The following is a 14,938-nucleotide window of genomic DNA, read 5'->3' on the forward strand; positions in this document are numbered from 1 at the left end:
CGCCACGGCATACCTTCAAGCGAACTGGTTCGTTGGGTTTTGGCAGGATCCTTGCTATCTTGTGGCACTGGCCCGGGGCTCAGACCCCGGCCTTTTTTTGTGCTGACTTTTCCTGACGGTGCCCCCATGCCCATTTCGTCCCGCCTGCCGCGCTTGTCCTTCCGTTCCACCTGCCGCCTGGCCGCAGGCATGGCCGCCCTGTGCGCCGCCGCTGCCGTGAGCGCGCCCGCCCGGGCGCAGGGCGAGTGGCCGACGCAGCCGGTGACGATCCTGATGGGCTTCACCGCCGGCTCCGGCGTCGACATGGTGGGCCGCGCGCTGCAGGAATCGCTGCAGAAGTCGCTCAAGACCACGATCATCTATGACTACCGTCCGGGCGCCGGCGGCAACGTCGCCTCCGAAGTGGTGGCGCATGCCAGGCCTGACGGCTACACGCTGCTGCTCGGCACCGCGGCCACGCACGGCATCAACCCGGCGCTGTACAAGAACCTGCCGTTCGACGCCGACACCGATTTCACGCCGGTGGCGCCGCTGGTCGAAGTGTCCAACGTGCTGACCGTCAATCCGGCCGTGATCGACGTGAAGACGGTGAAGGAATTCATCGAGAAGGTGAAGGCCAATCCGGGCAAGTACAACTATGCCTCGACCGGCAACGGGACGGGCACGCACCTGGCCTTCGCCGAATTCAACGCCCGCGCGGGCCTGGACATGACCCACGTACCGTACAAGGGCGGCCCCGATGCGCTGCAGGCCGTGCTAAAGGGCGAGGTCTGCTGCATCTTCAACCAGGTGCAGAGCGTGCTGCCGCAATACCGTGCCGGCAAGGTGCGGCTGCTGGGCGTGACCACCAGCAAGCGCGTGCCGGTGATTCCCGACGTGCCGACCATTGCCGAGAGCGGCGTCGCCGGCTACAACAGCACCATCTGGTTTGGATTCTTCGGGCCCAAGGGCCTGGATCCGAAGATCGCGCGCAAGATCAACGGCGCGGTCAAGGTCGCGCTGGAAACGCCGTCGATCCGGCAGAAGCTGGTCGATGCCGGCAATACGCCGCGGATCGAGTCGGTGGAGCAATTCAAGGCTACCGTCAAGGCGGACCGGCAGAAGTGGGCGGGGGTGGTGAAGACGGTGGGGGCTTCGATCGATTGAGGCTAGGCAAGGGCTTCACTTCGTTGAAGCTCCGGCCCTCTCCCCCGGCCCCTCTCCCGCAGGCGGGAAAGGGGAGCAGACAAGCGGGTGCCTTAAGCCCTAACTCCCAACCGCGTCAGCAAATGCGCCAGCTGCGCCTGCGTCCCGGTAGCAGTCTTGTTGAAAATCGCCTTCAACTGCGTCCTCCCGGTTTCCCGCCGAATCCCGATCTGCTCGCAAGCTTCAGGCAGCCCGATCCCCGTTGACAGCTGCAGCGCCAGGCGCGTCTCCGCCGGCGTCAGCCCATACAAGTCCCGCAGCACAGCGGGCAGCGTCATCGGCACGACTCCCGGCTCATGGATCGCCACCAGCGCGCTGGGCCGCTGCCAATCCATCGACAACTGATGCGCCGGCGGCAAAGGCAACAGGATCACCTGCGCCTGCCGCCCACTGCCATCCACCGCCCGCAGCGCCTGCGCCGGCTGCGTATTGCCCGGATCGCACGCGGCCTTCAATGCCTCAGGAAACGGCCGTGACAGCCGCCATTCTTCAGGCCGCGCGCCCGCGGCAGACGCCGCCGCGCTGGTCTCGATCGACACCGCCGGCAGCAGCCGCCGCACCCACGCCTCCCCGGTACTGTTGGCCAGCAGCGTCTTGCCATCGTCCCGCAACACGATCACCCCGAACGGCAGCCGCTCCAGCAACTGGCTCGATGCATGCGCCAGCGCCGACACCTGGTGCGTGCGGTCGCGCAGCGCCATGGCGTGGCGCACATGCGGAATCGCCCAGTCGAGCGCGCGCGCGTCCTCGGGTGAATACTGGTTGCCGCCCAGCGGCCGCTGCAGCGACAGGAACACTTCATAGTGCGGCTTGCGCTCGATCAGGCAGGCCATCACCGACGATTGCTCGAACTGGTGCAGGAACTCGCCGTAGAACGGCGAGTGGCGCATCGCCTGCGAACCAAGCTCGCGCGAATCGATATACCAGTTGCCCACCGACATGCGCTGGGCGAAGGGCAGGGCCGGGTCGATGGTCTCGTAGTATTCGCTATAGGCGGCCACTGCTTCGGGAACGGGATTGACCACCTGGTTCACCAGCACGCGTTCGTGGACCGTATCGCGCACCAGCAGCAGCGCATGCGAGCTGTCGCTGGCCTGGCAAAGCGCGCCCAGGCTGCGGCGCCAGGCATCGGCGTCAAAGATTCCCTCGTACAGCGCGCGGATGGTGTCATGCATCGGCGTGTCGCTCATGGTTTTTCTTCTTTCTTCTTTTTTGTACTTTTGGTACTTTCTTTGCGCGGCTGTGCCAGGGCTGCCGGTGTGTTGCCGGCCGGTGTACCGCGCGAGGGTGTAATTCAGGCCCCTTCCAGCGCCGCGCCCAGGCGCGAAAGCAGGTGGGTGAGCTGGGCCTGGCTGTTGGTGCCGGTCTTGTGGAAGACGGCCTTGAGCTGCGTGCGCGCCGTTTCGTGGCGGATGTTCAGCTGCTGGCTGGCTTCGGGCAGGCCCTGGCCGCCGGCGAGCTGGGTCGCCAGCCGCGTTTCCGCCGGCGTCAGGCCGTACAGGTCGCGCAGCACGGGAGCCAGCAACAGCGGCGCGTTGTCATGCTCGTGCACCACCACCAGGGCCGCCGGCTCCTGCCATTGCGCGGCAAAGGCGTGCGAGGGCGGCAGCGGCAGCACGATCACCTGCGCGCTGGCGCCGCTGCCGTCGGTGGCGCGCGCGGCCTGGGCGGCCACCGCGCGCTGCGGGTCGCAAGCCGCGGCCAGCATTTCGCCGAAGGGCCGCGACAGGGTCCAGTCCGAGACCTTGCCCGCCGGGTCCAGGCGCCGCACCCAGCGTTCGCCGGCGCGATTGCCCAGCAGCACCTGTCGCTGCGGCGAAAACACCAGCAGCGCGAAGTTGAGCCGCTCCACCAGCTGCGACGACAGCCGCGCCAGCACGGTCAGCCCCAGCGTGCGGTCGCGCATGGACATGGCACTGCGCATATGCGGGATGATCCAGTCCATGCCGCGGGTGTCGTCGGTCGAGAACAGCGGCTGCGTGCGCCCGCGCTGCATCGAGAAATAGACTTCGTAGTGCGGCTGGCGCGCGACCAGGCATGCCACGTAGGAGCGCAGGTCGTAGCGGTGGAAGAAATCGCGGTAGAACGGGTGGCGCGCCATGGCGCCTTCGCCCAGCTCGCGCGCGTCGACGTACCACGCGCCCGGCTGAAGCCGCGGTGCGAAGTGCTTGGCCGGATCGATGGCCTGGAAATCCGATTCGTACTCGGTGAACAACTCCACCACCGGATTGACGATTTCATTGACGGTGACCTGGTCGCGTACCGTGTCCCAGACCATCATCGAGGCGTGCGCCGAGCCGGCCATATCGGTCAGGGTGCGCAGGCTCTGCTGCCAGGCACCCGGATCGAGAATGCCCTCGTACAAGCCACGGATCGCTCCGTGCATGTCGGCTTCGTTCATCTGATTACCCCCTGCATTCGCGACAAGATAATGCGCGGCGCCGGCTGTGCGCCCACGCACGCCGGCATGCCTTGTTGTTATCCGCCTGGTGCGATCCTGGCCGTTTGCCTTACCGGCTCTGCTGTCAGCGCGTGTCTGTTTTAGCAGACGTTGCATACATTACCGCACTCGGGGGGGCAGGGGGACGTCCACTTGACCCTTCTTTCGTGGGGCGTGCAGGCCGGTGGGAAATGTCATTGTGTACGTTGATGCACATTGCAAGTCCATTGCCGCCCGGAATGCCAAAGCGTCGACCGCGATCAGGTAAAATCCCCGTTTCCCCGATTTTTCAGCGAAATCTCGCGCCTTTCACCGTCATGACCACTGTCCTGCGTCTTTCCGATCTGATTTCCCAAGGCAAAATCTCCGGCAAGCGGGTGTTCATCCGCGCCGACCTGAACGTGCCGCAGGACGACGCCGGCCATATCACCGAGGACACCCGCATCCGCGCCTCGGTGCCCGCGATCGAGGCCTGCCTGGCCGCCGGCGCCGCGGTGATGGTCACGTCGCACCTGGGCCGCCCGACCGAAGGCGAGTTCAAGCCGGAAGACTCGCTGGCGCCGATCGCCACGCGCCTGTCCGAGCTGCTGGGCAAGCCGGTCAAGCTGGTGCAGAACTGGGTCGACGGCGTCGAGGTCGCGCCCGGCCAGGTGGTGCTGCTGGAAAACTGCCGCGTCAACAAGGGCGAGAAGAAGAACAGCGACGAGCTGGCGCAGAAGATGGCCAAGCTCTGTGACGTCTATGTGAACGACGCCTTCGGCACCGCGCACCGCGCCGAGGCCACCACCCATGGCATCGCCAGGTTCGCCCCGATTGCCTGCGCCGGCCCGCTGCTGGCCGCCGAGATCGACGCGCTGGGCAAGGCGCTGGGCCAGCCGGCCCGGCCGCTGGTGGCGATCGTGGCCGGCTCCAAGGTCTCGACCAAGCTGACCATCCTGAAGTCGCTGGCCGACAAGGTCGACAACCTCGTCGTCGGCGGCGGCATCGCCAACACCTTCATGCTGGCCGCCGGCCTGAAGATCGGCAAGTCGCTGGCGGAAGCCGACCTGGTCGGCGATGCCAAGGCCATCATCGACATCATGGCCGGGCGCGGCGCCTCGGTGCCCATTCCCGTCGACGTGGTCTGCGCCAAGGAATTCAGCGCGACCGCCGCGGCGACCGTCAAGGACGTCAAGGACGTGGCCGACGACGACATGATCCTGGACATCGGTCCCAAGACCGCCGCCCTTCTGGCCGGGCAACTGAAGGCCGCCGGCACCATCGTCTGGAACGGCCCGGTGGGCGTGTTCGAGTTCGACCAGTTCGGCAACGGCACCAAGGTACTGGCCGAGGCCATTGCCGATTCGAAGGCATTCTCGATCGCCGGCGGCGGCGACACGCTGGCCGCCATCGCCAAGTACGGCATCGCCGACCGCGTCGGCTATATCTCCACCGGCGGCGGCGCGTTCCTGGAATTCCTGGAAGGCAAGAAGCTGCCCGCCTTTGAAGTGCTGGAACAACGCGCTGCAGGCTGAAGCATCCGCCGGGCCTGGCGCCATGCCGGGCCACTGTCCTTCACCAAGGAAACCCGCGCATGACCCGTTCCACCAAGATCGTCGCCACCATCGGCCCCGCCTCCAGCTCGCTGGAGATCCTGACGCGCATGATTGCCGGGGGGGTCGACGTGGTGCGGCTGAATTTCTCGCACGGCACCGCGCAGGACCATATCGACCGCGCCCGGCTGGTGCGCGAAGCCGCCCAGGCTTGCGGCCGCGAGGTGGCGATCATGGCCGACCTGCAGGGCCCCAAGATCCGCGTCGGCAAGTTCGAGCACGGCAAGATCACGCTCAAGCCGGGCGATCCCTTTGTCCTCGATTCCGCCTGCCAGCTCGGCAATGAAGAACGCGTTGGCCTGGACTACCAGGACCTGCCGCGCGATGTCGGTCCGGGCGACCTGCTGCTGCTGAACGACGGCCTGATCGTGCTGGTGGTGGACCGCGTGCTCGGCACCGAGATCTTCACCACCGTGCGCATCGGCGGCGACCTGTCCAACAACAAGGGCATCAACCGCCAGGGCGGCGGCCTGTCGGCGCCGGCCTTGACGGCCAAGGACATGGACGACATCAAGACCGCCATGGCCCTGGGCGCGGACTACGTCGCGGTCAGCTTTCCGAAGAACGCCACCGACATGGAAATGGCGCGCCAGCTGGCCGCCGTGGCCGGACAGCCGCATGGCCACAAGGCCCGCATGATCGCCAAGATCGAGCGCGCCGAAGCGATCCACCCGGGCGTGCTGGAAGAGATCCTGCAGGCCTCCGACGGCATCATGGTGGCGCGCGGCGACCTCGCCGTTGAAGTCGGCAATGCCGCCGTGCCGGCGCTGCAGAAGCGCATGATCAAGCTGGCGCGCGAAGCCAACAAGCTCACCATCACCGCGACGCAGATGATGGAAAGCATGATCGTCAACCCGGTGCCGACGCGCGCCGAGGTGTCGGATGTGGCCAACGCCGTGCTGGACGGCACCGACGCGGTGATGCTGTCGGCCGAGACCGCCGCCGGGCGCTATCCGGTCGAGACCGTCGAGGCCATGGCCGCGGTCTGCATCGAGGCCGAGAAGTCCGAGGTGGTGCAGCTCGACACCGACTTCCTGAACCAGACCTTCTCGCGCATCGACCAGTCGGTGGCGATGGGTGCGCTGTTCACCGCCTATCATTTGCAGGTGAAGGCGATTGCCGCGCTGACCGATTCCGGCGCCACCGCGCTGTGGATGAGCCGTCACCGCATCCATGTGCCGATCTACGCCATGACGCCCAACCTCGCCTCGCAGCGCAAGATGCAGCTGTACCGCAACGTGGTGCCGCTGCCGCTGCAGTCCAGCGCCGACCGCGACACCGCGCTGGAGCAGGCCGAAGAGCTGCTGCTCGCGCAGGGCGTGGTACAGCGCGGCGATTTCATCGTGCTGACCATCGGCGAACCGATGGGGCAGCCGGGCGGAACCAACACCCTGAAGATCGTCAGGGTGGGGCATTGAGCGCCGACAGAACAAGTAGAGACACCCCATTTTTATTTAGGAGTTAGACATGCCACTCGTTTCGATGCGCCAGCTGCTGGACCACGCAGCCGAGAACAGCTACGGCCTGCCGGCCTTCAACGTGAACAACCTCGAGCAAGTGCAGGCCATCATGCAGGCGGCCGACGAGGTCAACGCTCCGGTGATCATGCAAGCCTCGGCCGGCGCCCGCAAATACGCCGGCGAGCATTTCCTGCGCCACCTGATCGAAGCCGCGGTCGAAGCCTACCCGCACATCCCCGTGGTGATGCACCAGGACCACGGCCAGTCGCCGGCGATCTGCCAGGGCGCGATCGACCTGGGCTTCTCGTCGGTGATGATGGACGGCTCGCTGCGCGAAGACGGCAAGACCCCCGCCGAGTACGACTACAACATCGACGTCACCCGCAAGGTGGTGGAACTGGCCCACGCCGTCGGCGTGACCGTGGAAGGCGAACTGGGCTGCCTGGGCTCGCTGGAAACCGGTGAGGCCGGCGAGGAAGACGGCATCGGCGCCGAAGGCGTGCTGGACCACTCCATGCTGCTGACCGATCCGGAGCAGGCCGCCGACTTCGTCAAGGCCACCCAGCTGGACGCACTGGCCATCGCCATCGGCACCTCGCACGGCGCGTACAAGTTCACCCGCAAGCCCACCGGCGACATCCTGGCGATCAGCCGCATCAAGGAAATCCACGCTCGCATCCCCAACACCCACCTGGTGATGCACGGCTCGTCGTCGGTTCCGCAGGAACTGCTGGAAGAAATCCGCAAGTTCGGCGGCGACATGAAGGAAACCTACGGCGTGCCGGTCGAGGAAATCCAGGAAGCCATCAAGTACGGCGTGCGCAAGATCAACATCGATACCGACATCCGCCTGGCCATGACCGGCGCGATCCGTCGCTTCTTTGTCGAGAACCCGAGCAAGTTCGACCCGCGCGAATACCTGAAGCCGGCCCGCGAAGCCGCCAAGCAAGTGTGCAAGGCGCGCTATATTTCGTTCGGCTGCGAAGGCCAGGCCAGCAAGATCAAGCCGGTCACGCTGGTCGACGTCGCGCAGCAGTACAAGTCGGGCAAGCTGGCGCAGGTCGTGCAGTAAGCAGTGCCCTGGCCCCGCACCGACGGGGCCGACGCTGACGCCTGGGGCTTCGCTACCGCACGAAGCCCCGTATTGTTTTCTCCCCTCTCCCGCTTGCGGGAGAGGGGTCGGGGGAGAGGGCAGGCGGTTGCCCGTGCCACGGTGCCCGTTGATGCGCTCCCCCTCTCCCCCAGCCCTTAGCCCCTCCCTCCCGCGAGCGGGAGAGGGGAGCAAACCGGACGGCGATTTGCCAACTACATCATGTCCAACGCTCTCTACCAGTCCTCCATCAACTCGCTGCCGCTGCTGGGCCACGGCAAGGTGCGCGACAACTACGCCGTCGGCAATGACAAGCTGCTGATCGTCACCACCGACCGCCTGTCGGCGTTCGACGTCATCATGGGCGAGCCGATCCCCGACAAGGGCCGCGTGCTGAACCAGATGGCCGACTTCTGGTTCAAGAAGCTGGCGCATATCGTGCCGAACCATGAGACCGGCATCGCGCCCGAAACCGTGGTGGCGCCGGCGGAAGTGGAACAGGTCAGGGGCCGCGCCGTGGTGGTCAAGCGCCTGAAGCCGATCCTGGTCGAAGCCGTGGTGCGCGGCTATCTCGCCGGCAGCGGCTGGAAGGACTACCAGGCTACCGGCAAGGTATGCGGCATCGCGCTGCCCGCCGGCCTGCAGAACGCGCAGAAGCTGCCCGAGCCGATCTTCACCCCGGCCGCCAAGGCCGAGATGGGCGAGCACGACGAGAACATCTCGTTCGCCGAGGTCGAGGCCCGCATCGGCATCGCGCTGGCGCGCCAGATGCGCGAGATCTCGATCCGCCTGTACAAGGAAGCGGCTGAATTTGCCGCCACGCGCGGCATCATCATTGCCGACACCAAGTTCGAGTTCGGCCTGGACGACAACGGCGTGCTGACGCTGATGGACGAAGTGCTGACCGCCGACTCGTCGCGCTTCTGGCCGGCCGATTCGTACCAGGTCGGCACCAACCCGCCGTCGTTCGACAAGCAGTTCGTGCGCGACTGGCTGGAAGCCGTGCGCATCGACGGCAAGCCGTGGCCCAAGACCGCGCCGGCGCCGCAACTGCCGGATGACGTGATCGAGAAGACCGCGGCAAAGTATCGTGAGGCGCTGACGCGCCTGACCGGTGAAGAATTGAAGTAAGGTTTCCACCGGCTTCCCGTAAGCCGACTGTGTTCCCCTCTCCCCGCATGGGGAGAGGGTAGGGTGAGGGGTGGTTTAGCAAGACACCACGCGTCGAGAGGCGCATGGCCCTCTCCCCCGGACCCTCTCCCGCAAGCGGGAGAGGGGAGCAAACAAGCAAGGATCAAACGTGAGCAAGCAAGACAAGCCGCTGGTCGGCGTCGTGATGGGCAGCAGTTCCGACTGGGACGTGATGCAGCACGCGGTGGCCATGCTGAAGGATTTCGGCGTGCCGTTCGAGGCTAAGGTGGTGTCCGCGCACCGCATGGCCGACGACATGTTCCGCTATGCCGAGACCGCGCGCGGCCGCGGCATCCGCGCCATCATCGCCGGTGCCGGCGGTGCCGCGCACCTGCCGGGCATGATTGCCGCCAAGACCATCGTGCCGGTGTTCGGCGTGCCCGTGCCGTCGAAGTACCTGCGCGGCGAGGATTCGCTGCTGTCGATCGTGCAGATGCCCAAGGGCGTGCCGGTCGCCACCTTCGCCATCGGTGAAGCGGGCGCCGCCAATGCCGCGCTGCATGCCATCGCCACGCTGGCGACCACCGACGACGCGCTGGCCGTTGCGCTGGATGCCTTCCGCGCGAAGCAGACCGAAGCCGCGCGTGCCATGACGCTGCCGCTGTAATGCTGCCGCTGTAATTCTCCGGACCCACACGGAACCGAGCAATGCCGACCGATATCCATCCCTACCTCTCCGAAGCCCATACGCCGGAATCGCGCGCCGAGTTCGGCGTCGACCGTCCCGACGCGCCCATCCTGCCCGGCGCATGGCTGGGCATGCTGGGCGGCGGCCAGCTCGGCCGCATGTTCACGCATGCGGCGCAGGCGATGGGCTATCGCGTGTGCGTGCTCGATCCCGACCAGGATAGCCCGGCGGGCGCGGTGGCGGACAAGCATATCTGCGCCCAGTACACCGACGAGGCCGCGCTGGCCGAGATGGCCAAGCTGTGCCAGGCGGTGAGCACCGAGTTCGAGAACGTGCCTTCGCTGTCGCTGGACCGCCTGGAGCAACTGGGTTCGTTTGTCGCGCCGCGCGGCTACTGCGTGTCGATCGCGCAGAACCGCATCGGCGAGAAGAAGTTCTTCGCCGCCTGCGCCGAGCGTACTGGCGTGCCGACGGCCCCGCACTGGGTGATCCAGCACGACGCCGACGTCGACCAGCTGCCCGACCACGTGCTGCCCGGCATCCTCAAGACCGCGCGCATGGGCTACGACGGCAAGGGCCAGGCGCGCGTGAAGACGCGCGACGACGTGCGCGCCGCGTGGAAGGCGATGCAGCACGTGCCGTGCGTGCTGGAACAGATGCTGCCGCTGGCCTATGAAGTCTCGGTACTGGCCGCGCGCGCCGCGGACGGCTCCACTGCGACCTGGCCGCTGGCGGAGAACGTGCACCGCGACGGCATCCTGTTCTCGACGGAAATGCCGTCGACCAGCGTCTCGCCGGAGATCGCCGACCGCGCCCGCGCCGCGGCCGCCGCCATCGCGACGGAAATGGGCTATGTCGGCGTGCTGTGCATCGAGTTCTTCGTGCTGACCGACGGCTCGCTGGTCGCCAACGAAATGGCGCCGCGCCCGCACAACTCGGGCCACATCACCATGGATGCATGCGAAACCAGCCAGTTCGAGCAGCAGGTGCGGGCCATGGCCCGCCTGCCGCTGGGCAGCACGCGCCAGCATTCGGCCGGCAAGATGCTGAACCTGCTGGGCGATGTGTGGTTCGAGTTCGGATTGGAACGCACGCCTGCGTGGGACGAGGTGGTGGCGCAACCCGGCGCCAAGCTGCACCTGTACGGCAAGAACGATCCGCGCCCGTCGCGCAAGATGGGGCACGTCAACTGCATCGGCGAGCATGCGGAGGCGGCCGAGGCCGCCTTTACGGCCGCTGCGCAAGCACTGCATATCCCGCTCTGATTCCCGCTCTGATTCCCTCTCTGATTCCCGCTCTGATTCGACGCAAGGAACACGATGTCGCCGCGCATGCCAACGGCTGCTGAACTCGAAGAAGCCGTCCGCCTGCTCGAGGCGGGGCAGCTGGTCGCTTTCCCGACCGAGACGGTCTACGGGCTGGGCGCCGACGCCGAGAATCCCGACGCGGTCGGCCGCATCTTTTCGCTCAAGGGGCGGCCGTCCAACCACCCGGTGATCGTGCACGTGGTCGATGGCGCGGATATCAGCTACTGGACCGACGAGGTCCCTGAGGCCGCGCAGAAGCTGATCGATGCGTTCTGGCCGGGGCCGCTGACGCTGATCCTGAAGCGAGCCTCGCATATCGACGCCGCGGTGGCGGGGGGGCAGGACAGCATCGGGCTGCGGTGCCCGTCGCATCCGGTGGCGCAGGCGCTGCTGGCTCGCTTCAAGCGCGGCCGCGGCGGCATTGCGGCGCCTTCGGCGAACAAGTTCGGCCAGGTGAGTCCGACCACCGCGCAGCATGTGCGCGAAGAGTTCGGCGACGCGGTCTATGTGCTGGAAGGCGATGGGGTCGAGGTCGGGATTGAATCGACCATCGTGGATCTGTCGCGCCTGGACGCCGGAGTCGGGCCGGTCTTGCTGCGTCCCGGCGCGGTCACGGTCGGGATGCTGGCGCAGGTGCTGGGCGAGGCGCCGTTGCCGCCCGACGCCGCAGCACCGCGCGCGTCAGGAACGCTGAAGGCCCATTACGCGCCGCACACGCCCTTGTTGCTGGCGGATGCGCAGGCGGCTGCCGCGCGGCTGGTCGCCCTGCCGGCCGATGCGCGCGTAGCATGGGTAGGACGCGCGCCGCTGGCGGATCAGCGCTGCACCTGGGTGCAGGCGCCGGCCGATGCTGCCGCGTATGCGCAGGAGTTGTATCGGTTGCTGCGCAAGCTCGACAAGCAGGGCTATTCGCAGCTGGTGTTCGAGACCTTGCCTGAGGGTCAGGATTGGGCCGGGGTGCGGGATCGGCTGGAGAGGGCGGCTGCGGCGTTCGGGGGCTGAAGGGGAACAAGGCTGGCACTGACAACAGGCCCGCGCTTGCCCTCACCCCAACAACCGCAACGCCGTATAAACCGCCATCCCCACCGCAATCATCCCCACCATCCGCCGCGTCAGCAGGTAGAACGCGGTGGCTACCACCCCGGCAACCAGCTTGTAGTTCGACAGCGCCACGGTGAAATGCCCCTGCCACGTCATCAGGTCCGGCAGGATGATCGCCGCCAGTGCCGCTGCGGGCGCATAACGCAGCGCTCGCTGGATGCGGTCAGGCACCGAGACGTGCTCGCCGGCCATCAGGAACAACGCGCGCGTAATCACCGTGATCACGGCCATGCCGACCAGCGCGATCCAGGTCTCGACATGGCTCATGCCCGGTCTCCCGGCGGCGCGTCAGCCGCATTGCCGATCGGCGCAGACTTGCGTCGGCGGATACCCCGCAGCGCAGCCCGCGCCGCCAGGTCATCGCTGGCCATGCCCGCGGCGATTGCACCGACCACTGCCACCACCAGCCCAAGCCGGTACGGCAGATCAAAGCACAACAATGCCAACACCGCCGAAATCACCACAGCCATCAACGTCGACCGCGAATTGATGGTGGCGATCATCACCGGGATCAGCGCCATCGTGCCCGCCAGCCCCAGCCCCCAGCTGTCCGGGAACAGGCTGGCCAGCAAGATGCCGAGGATCGACGACACCTGCCACATCGCGAAGTTGGTCAGCGCCATGCCCCAGAAGTAGCCTTCCTTGCCGGGCTCATAGCCCGGCGTCGAATACTTCTGCAGGAAATAAACAAAATGCAGATCGCCGTTGAAGAACCCCAGCACCGTGCGCCGCGCCAGCGTCAGGTAGCTGAAGTGCGGCTGCATGGCGGCGCTGAAGATGACGAAGCGCAGGTTGACCATGGCCGCGGTCAGCCAGATCGTCCACAGCGGCAGGCCGGCGGCGAACAGCGGCAGCACCGCCAGCTGCGCCGAGCCCGCATAAACCAGCAGCGACATGCCGATGGCTTCGGGCACGGTCAGCACCGATTTGCTCATCGCCACCCCTGTCACCAGCCCCCAGGAAAACACCGCGGGAAGGGAGGGGGCGAAGCGGCGCACGCCGGCCATGAAGCCGTCGCGTTCGGCGGGCGCGAAGCGATGCCAGAGGCGCAACCACACCGGGGGTTGTCGGAAAGTCATGTCAGAGGAAGGGGGCAATGCAGGTCCGGGACCGAGGGCCGGTCCGGGAAGCTGCCGCCGCAGGACGCGGCCGGCACCCTGGCATTATAGGGTCGGATCGCGTCCTGGTAAGCGGGCGCTTAACAAAATGGCGCGCCGGCGTTGGCGGCAGGCCACGCGGAGTGGTCCGGCGGGCGCAATCCCAACGCGCAATCTCAGGGCGCGCCGCGATACACCCACTGCATCAGCGCATCGTGCGCCTCCCGCGCCTGCGAGGCGTTGGGGTGGTTGATCATGCTCACCAGCACGTAGCGGTTGCCGTCTTCCGCGTCGACATAACCAGCCAGCGCACGCACGTCGGCCAGCGTGCCGGTCTTGAGGTAGCCGCGGCCGGCCGCATTGGCGCCGGTCAGCCGGTTGCGCAGCGTCCCGTCGACGCCCAGCACCGGCAGCGAATCGACCAGCACCGGGCCGACGCTGCTGGCGGCGGCCTGCTGCAGCAGGCGCGCCATGTCGTAAGTGCTGATGCGTTCCTCGCGCGACAGGCCGGAGCCGTTGTCCAGCACCAGCCCGGGCATGTCCAGTCCCTGCTTCGCGAGCCAGCGCCGCACCACGCGGATCGAGCGCTCGGGGCTGGCCGGGCCGCCGCGGTCCAGCTCGGCGCCGATGGTCAGGAACAGCTGGCGCGCCATCACGTTGTTGGAGAACTTGTTGATGTCGCGCACGATGTCGGACAGCGGCAGGCCATAGTGGCGCGCCAGCAGCACCGCGCTGCGCGGCACCTTGCCGCTGCGCAACGCAGGCAGATGGGTAAAGCGCCCGCCTGCGCGCTGCCATTCGGCGACGAAGCCGCCCCAGGTGAACTCCGCGTGCGACAGCGTGGCGATATTGAGCACGTGCTCGCCGCAGTCGCTGGAATAGTCGCCGGCGAACGATGCCAGCACGGTGCCGTCGGACTGCGGCCGCACGCTGGGGGTGGCGCGGCTCTGCCAGTCGCCGCAGCGGGCGTTGGTCAGCGTCAGCTGGTTGTCGAGCTTGAGTTGCGCCAGCTCCGGCGTGACGCTGACCGCGACAGTCTGCGTGACGGGATCCGGCGTCAATGTGAACGACAGCGTCTTGAAGGCGTAGAGCAGCGCATCGGGGCCGACGTTGTAGGCGCGCTGCACTTCGCCGTCGATGGTGCCATTGCCGTCCAGGCCATCGGCAAAGTAGCTGCGATCCAGCACCAGGTCGCCGTTGATGGCGGTGGCACCCCCGGCGCGGGCGCTGGCGACCAGCTTGGCCATTTCCTCAGGCACCAGCTTGGGATCGCCGCGGCCGCGCAGGTAGACATTGCCGTTGACGGTGCCGTCGAAGCCGGGCTGCGCGTCGGCGTAGAGCGCGGTCTGCCAGCGGTACTCCGGTCCCAGCAGTTGCAGGCCGGCGAAGGTCGTGACCAGCTTCATGGTCGAGGCCGGATTCATCGGCTGCAGCGCGTTCCAGCTGGCGCGCGCGCTGGGTGCGCCCAGTTTGACCACGTAGAAGCTCGCGGCCGAAGCCGGCACGCCGGCGCGGCGCAGGGCCGCGGCCACCGGCGCCGGCACGCCGGCCTGCACCAGGCCAGCATCGGCGGACGGCGCGGCTTTTGCCGCTTTGCCGGCAATCTGGTCCTTCTGTGCTTTCGCGCTTTTCTGGACCTTCTGCGCTTTCTGCGCCTTCTGGGATTTCTGTACCTTGGCCGGCGGCTTGGCCAGCGCCGGCGCGATGACAGGCCCACCGGCCATCAGCAAGGCGGCGGCAAGAAGAGGCGACAGGCGGCGCAGCAGCGCGCCGGGCCGCGATGCGGTTCGCGTGGCGGTTGTTCTTGGCATGGCGGCCATGTTAACGCATGGCAAGCGCCTGCCGGA

At 67.1% G+C, this 14,938-nt stretch carries 13 protein-coding genes; 8 read left to right on the forward strand and 5 right to left on the reverse strand.

What is annotated here, in order from left to right; genetic code table 11:
* The first annotated feature begins 126 nt into the window (after positions 1-126).
* A complete protein-coding gene (locus J8I34_RS10425; RefSeq protein ID WP_209805983.1) occupies positions 127-1,146 on the forward strand; it encodes a Bug family tripartite tricarboxylate transporter substrate binding protein in 1,020 nt (339 codons plus the stop codon).
* Positions 1,147-1,238: 92 nt separating this feature from the next.
* Here J8I34_RS10425 and J8I34_RS10430 read toward each other — a convergent pair whose 3' ends face one another.
* Positions 1,239-2,375, reverse strand: a complete 1,137-nt coding sequence (locus J8I34_RS10430; RefSeq protein ID WP_209805984.1) for a helix-turn-helix transcriptional regulator — start codon at positions 2,373-2,375, stop codon at positions 1,239-1,241.
* 104 nt (positions 2,376-2,479) lie between these two features.
* Entirely contained in the window at positions 2,480-3,586 is a 1,107-nt protein-coding gene (locus J8I34_RS10435; protein ID WP_029048149.1) for a helix-turn-helix transcriptional regulator, read from the reverse strand.
* A 356-nt stretch (positions 3,587-3,942) separates the two neighbouring features.
* Between J8I34_RS10435 and J8I34_RS10440 the strand changes: the two genes are divergently transcribed.
* The 7 genes from J8I34_RS10440 (at position 3,943) to J8I34_RS10470 (ending at position 11,895) form a co-directional block, all read left to right on the forward strand.
* Positions 3,943-5,139 carry a phosphoglycerate kinase gene (locus tag J8I34_RS10440; protein WP_209768191.1) on the forward strand — a complete coding sequence of 399 codons (1,197 nt, stop codon included), beginning with the start codon at positions 3,943-3,945 and terminating at the stop codon, positions 5,137-5,139.
* Between the two features lie 59 nt (positions 5,140-5,198).
* Positions 5,199-6,635: a pyruvate kinase gene (gene pyk, locus J8I34_RS10445; RefSeq protein ID WP_029048147.1), complete on the forward strand. Its 1,437-nt coding sequence runs from the start codon at positions 5,199-5,201 to the stop codon at positions 6,633-6,635.
* A 49-nt stretch (positions 6,636-6,684) separates the two neighbouring features.
* Positions 6,685-7,749, forward strand: coding sequence for a class II fructose-bisphosphate aldolase (fba, locus tag J8I34_RS10450; RefSeq protein WP_029048146.1), 1,065 nt, complete (start codon positions 6,685-6,687; stop codon positions 7,747-7,749).
* 240 nt (positions 7,750-7,989) lie between these two features.
* Positions 7,990-8,898: a phosphoribosylaminoimidazolesuccinocarboxamide synthase gene (locus J8I34_RS10455; protein ID WP_029048145.1), complete on the forward strand. Its 909-nt coding sequence runs from the start codon at positions 7,990-7,992 to the stop codon at positions 8,896-8,898.
* A gap of 169 nt (positions 8,899-9,067) precedes the next feature.
* Positions 9,068-9,565: a 5-(carboxyamino)imidazole ribonucleotide mutase gene (gene purE / locus J8I34_RS10460; protein WP_209805985.1), complete on the forward strand. Its 498-nt coding sequence runs from the start codon at positions 9,068-9,070 to the stop codon at positions 9,563-9,565.
* Positions 9,566-9,606: 41 nt separating this feature from the next.
* Positions 9,607-10,851 carry a 5-(carboxyamino)imidazole ribonucleotide synthase gene (locus J8I34_RS10465; RefSeq protein WP_209805986.1) on the forward strand — a complete coding sequence of 415 codons (1,245 nt, stop codon included), beginning with the start codon at positions 9,607-9,609 and terminating at the stop codon, positions 10,849-10,851.
* 54 nt (positions 10,852-10,905) lie between these two features.
* Positions 10,906-11,895, forward strand: a complete 990-nt coding sequence (locus J8I34_RS10470) for an L-threonylcarbamoyladenylate synthase (RefSeq protein WP_209805987.1) — start codon at positions 10,906-10,908, stop codon at positions 11,893-11,895.
* A gap of 42 nt (positions 11,896-11,937) precedes the next feature.
* On the opposite strand, the gene J8I34_RS10475 is transcribed toward J8I34_RS10470, so the two are convergent.
* The 3 genes from J8I34_RS10475 to dacB all read right to left on the reverse strand — a co-directional run bounded on the left by J8I34_RS10475 (position 11,938) and on the right by dacB (position 14,911).
* On the reverse strand, positions 11,938-12,261 hold the full coding sequence (locus J8I34_RS10475) for an AzlD domain-containing protein (RefSeq protein ID WP_029048141.1): 324 nt from the start codon (positions 12,259-12,261) through the stop codon (positions 11,938-11,940).
* Positions 12,258-13,073 carry an AzlC family ABC transporter permease gene (locus J8I34_RS10480; RefSeq protein ID WP_209768210.1) on the reverse strand — a complete coding sequence of 272 codons (816 nt, stop codon included), beginning with the start codon at positions 13,071-13,073 and terminating at the stop codon, positions 12,258-12,260. Before J8I34_RS10480 ends, J8I34_RS10475 begins: the two co-directional genes overlap by 4 nt.
* Positions 13,074-13,267: 194 nt before the next feature.
* The gene (gene dacB / locus J8I34_RS10485; protein WP_209805988.1) at positions 13,268-14,911 is read right to left on the reverse strand and encodes a D-alanyl-D-alanine carboxypeptidase/D-alanyl-D-alanine endopeptidase; all 1,644 of its coding nucleotides are present in this window, start codon (positions 14,909-14,911) and stop codon (positions 13,268-13,270) included.
* Positions 14,912-14,938 lie beyond the last annotated feature (27 nt).

Origin of the sequence: Cupriavidus phytohabitans (assembly GCF_017815025.1) — a bacterium.
In the GTDB taxonomy this organism is placed as follows: domain Bacteria; phylum Pseudomonadota; class Gammaproteobacteria; order Burkholderiales; family Burkholderiaceae; genus Cupriavidus.

What these genes read in the sequence shown, in the direction of transcription:
- J8I34_RS10425 (WP_209805983.1), top strand. Translation starts at nt 127, where the DNA reads ATGCCCATTTCGTCCCGCCTGCCGCGCTTGTCCTTCCGTTCCACCTGC.
- J8I34_RS10430 (WP_209805984.1), bottom strand. Translation starts at nt 2,375, where the DNA reads ATGAGCGACACGCCGATGCATGACACCATCCGCGCGCTGTACGAGGGA.
- J8I34_RS10435 (WP_029048149.1), bottom strand. Translation starts at nt 3,586, where the DNA reads ATGAACGAAGCCGACATGCACGGAGCGATCCGTGGCTTGTACGAGGGC.
- J8I34_RS10440 (WP_209768191.1), top strand. Translation starts at nt 3,943, where the DNA reads ATGACCACTGTCCTGCGTCTTTCCGATCTGATTTCCCAAGGCAAAATC.
- pyk (WP_029048147.1), top strand. Translation starts at nt 5,199, where the DNA reads ATGACCCGTTCCACCAAGATCGTCGCCACCATCGGCCCCGCCTCCAGC.
- fba (WP_029048146.1), top strand. Translation starts at nt 6,685, where the DNA reads ATGCCACTCGTTTCGATGCGCCAGCTGCTGGACCACGCAGCCGAGAAC.
- J8I34_RS10455 (WP_029048145.1), top strand. Translation starts at nt 7,990, where the DNA reads ATGTCCAACGCTCTCTACCAGTCCTCCATCAACTCGCTGCCGCTGCTG.
- J8I34_RS10465 (WP_209805986.1), top strand. Translation starts at nt 9,607, where the DNA reads ATGCCGACCGATATCCATCCCTACCTCTCCGAAGCCCATACGCCGGAA.
- J8I34_RS10470 (WP_209805987.1), top strand. Translation starts at nt 10,906, where the DNA reads ATGTCGCCGCGCATGCCAACGGCTGCTGAACTCGAAGAAGCCGTCCGC.
- J8I34_RS10475 (WP_029048141.1), bottom strand. Translation starts at nt 12,261, where the DNA reads ATGAGCCATGTCGAGACCTGGATCGCGCTGGTCGGCATGGCCGTGATC.
- J8I34_RS10480 (WP_209768210.1), bottom strand. Translation starts at nt 13,073, where the DNA reads ATGACTTTCCGACAACCCCCGGTGTGGTTGCGCCTCTGGCATCGCTTC.
- dacB (WP_209805988.1), bottom strand. Translation starts at nt 14,911, where the DNA reads ATGGCCGCCATGCCAAGAACAACCGCCACGCGAACCGCATCGCGGCCC.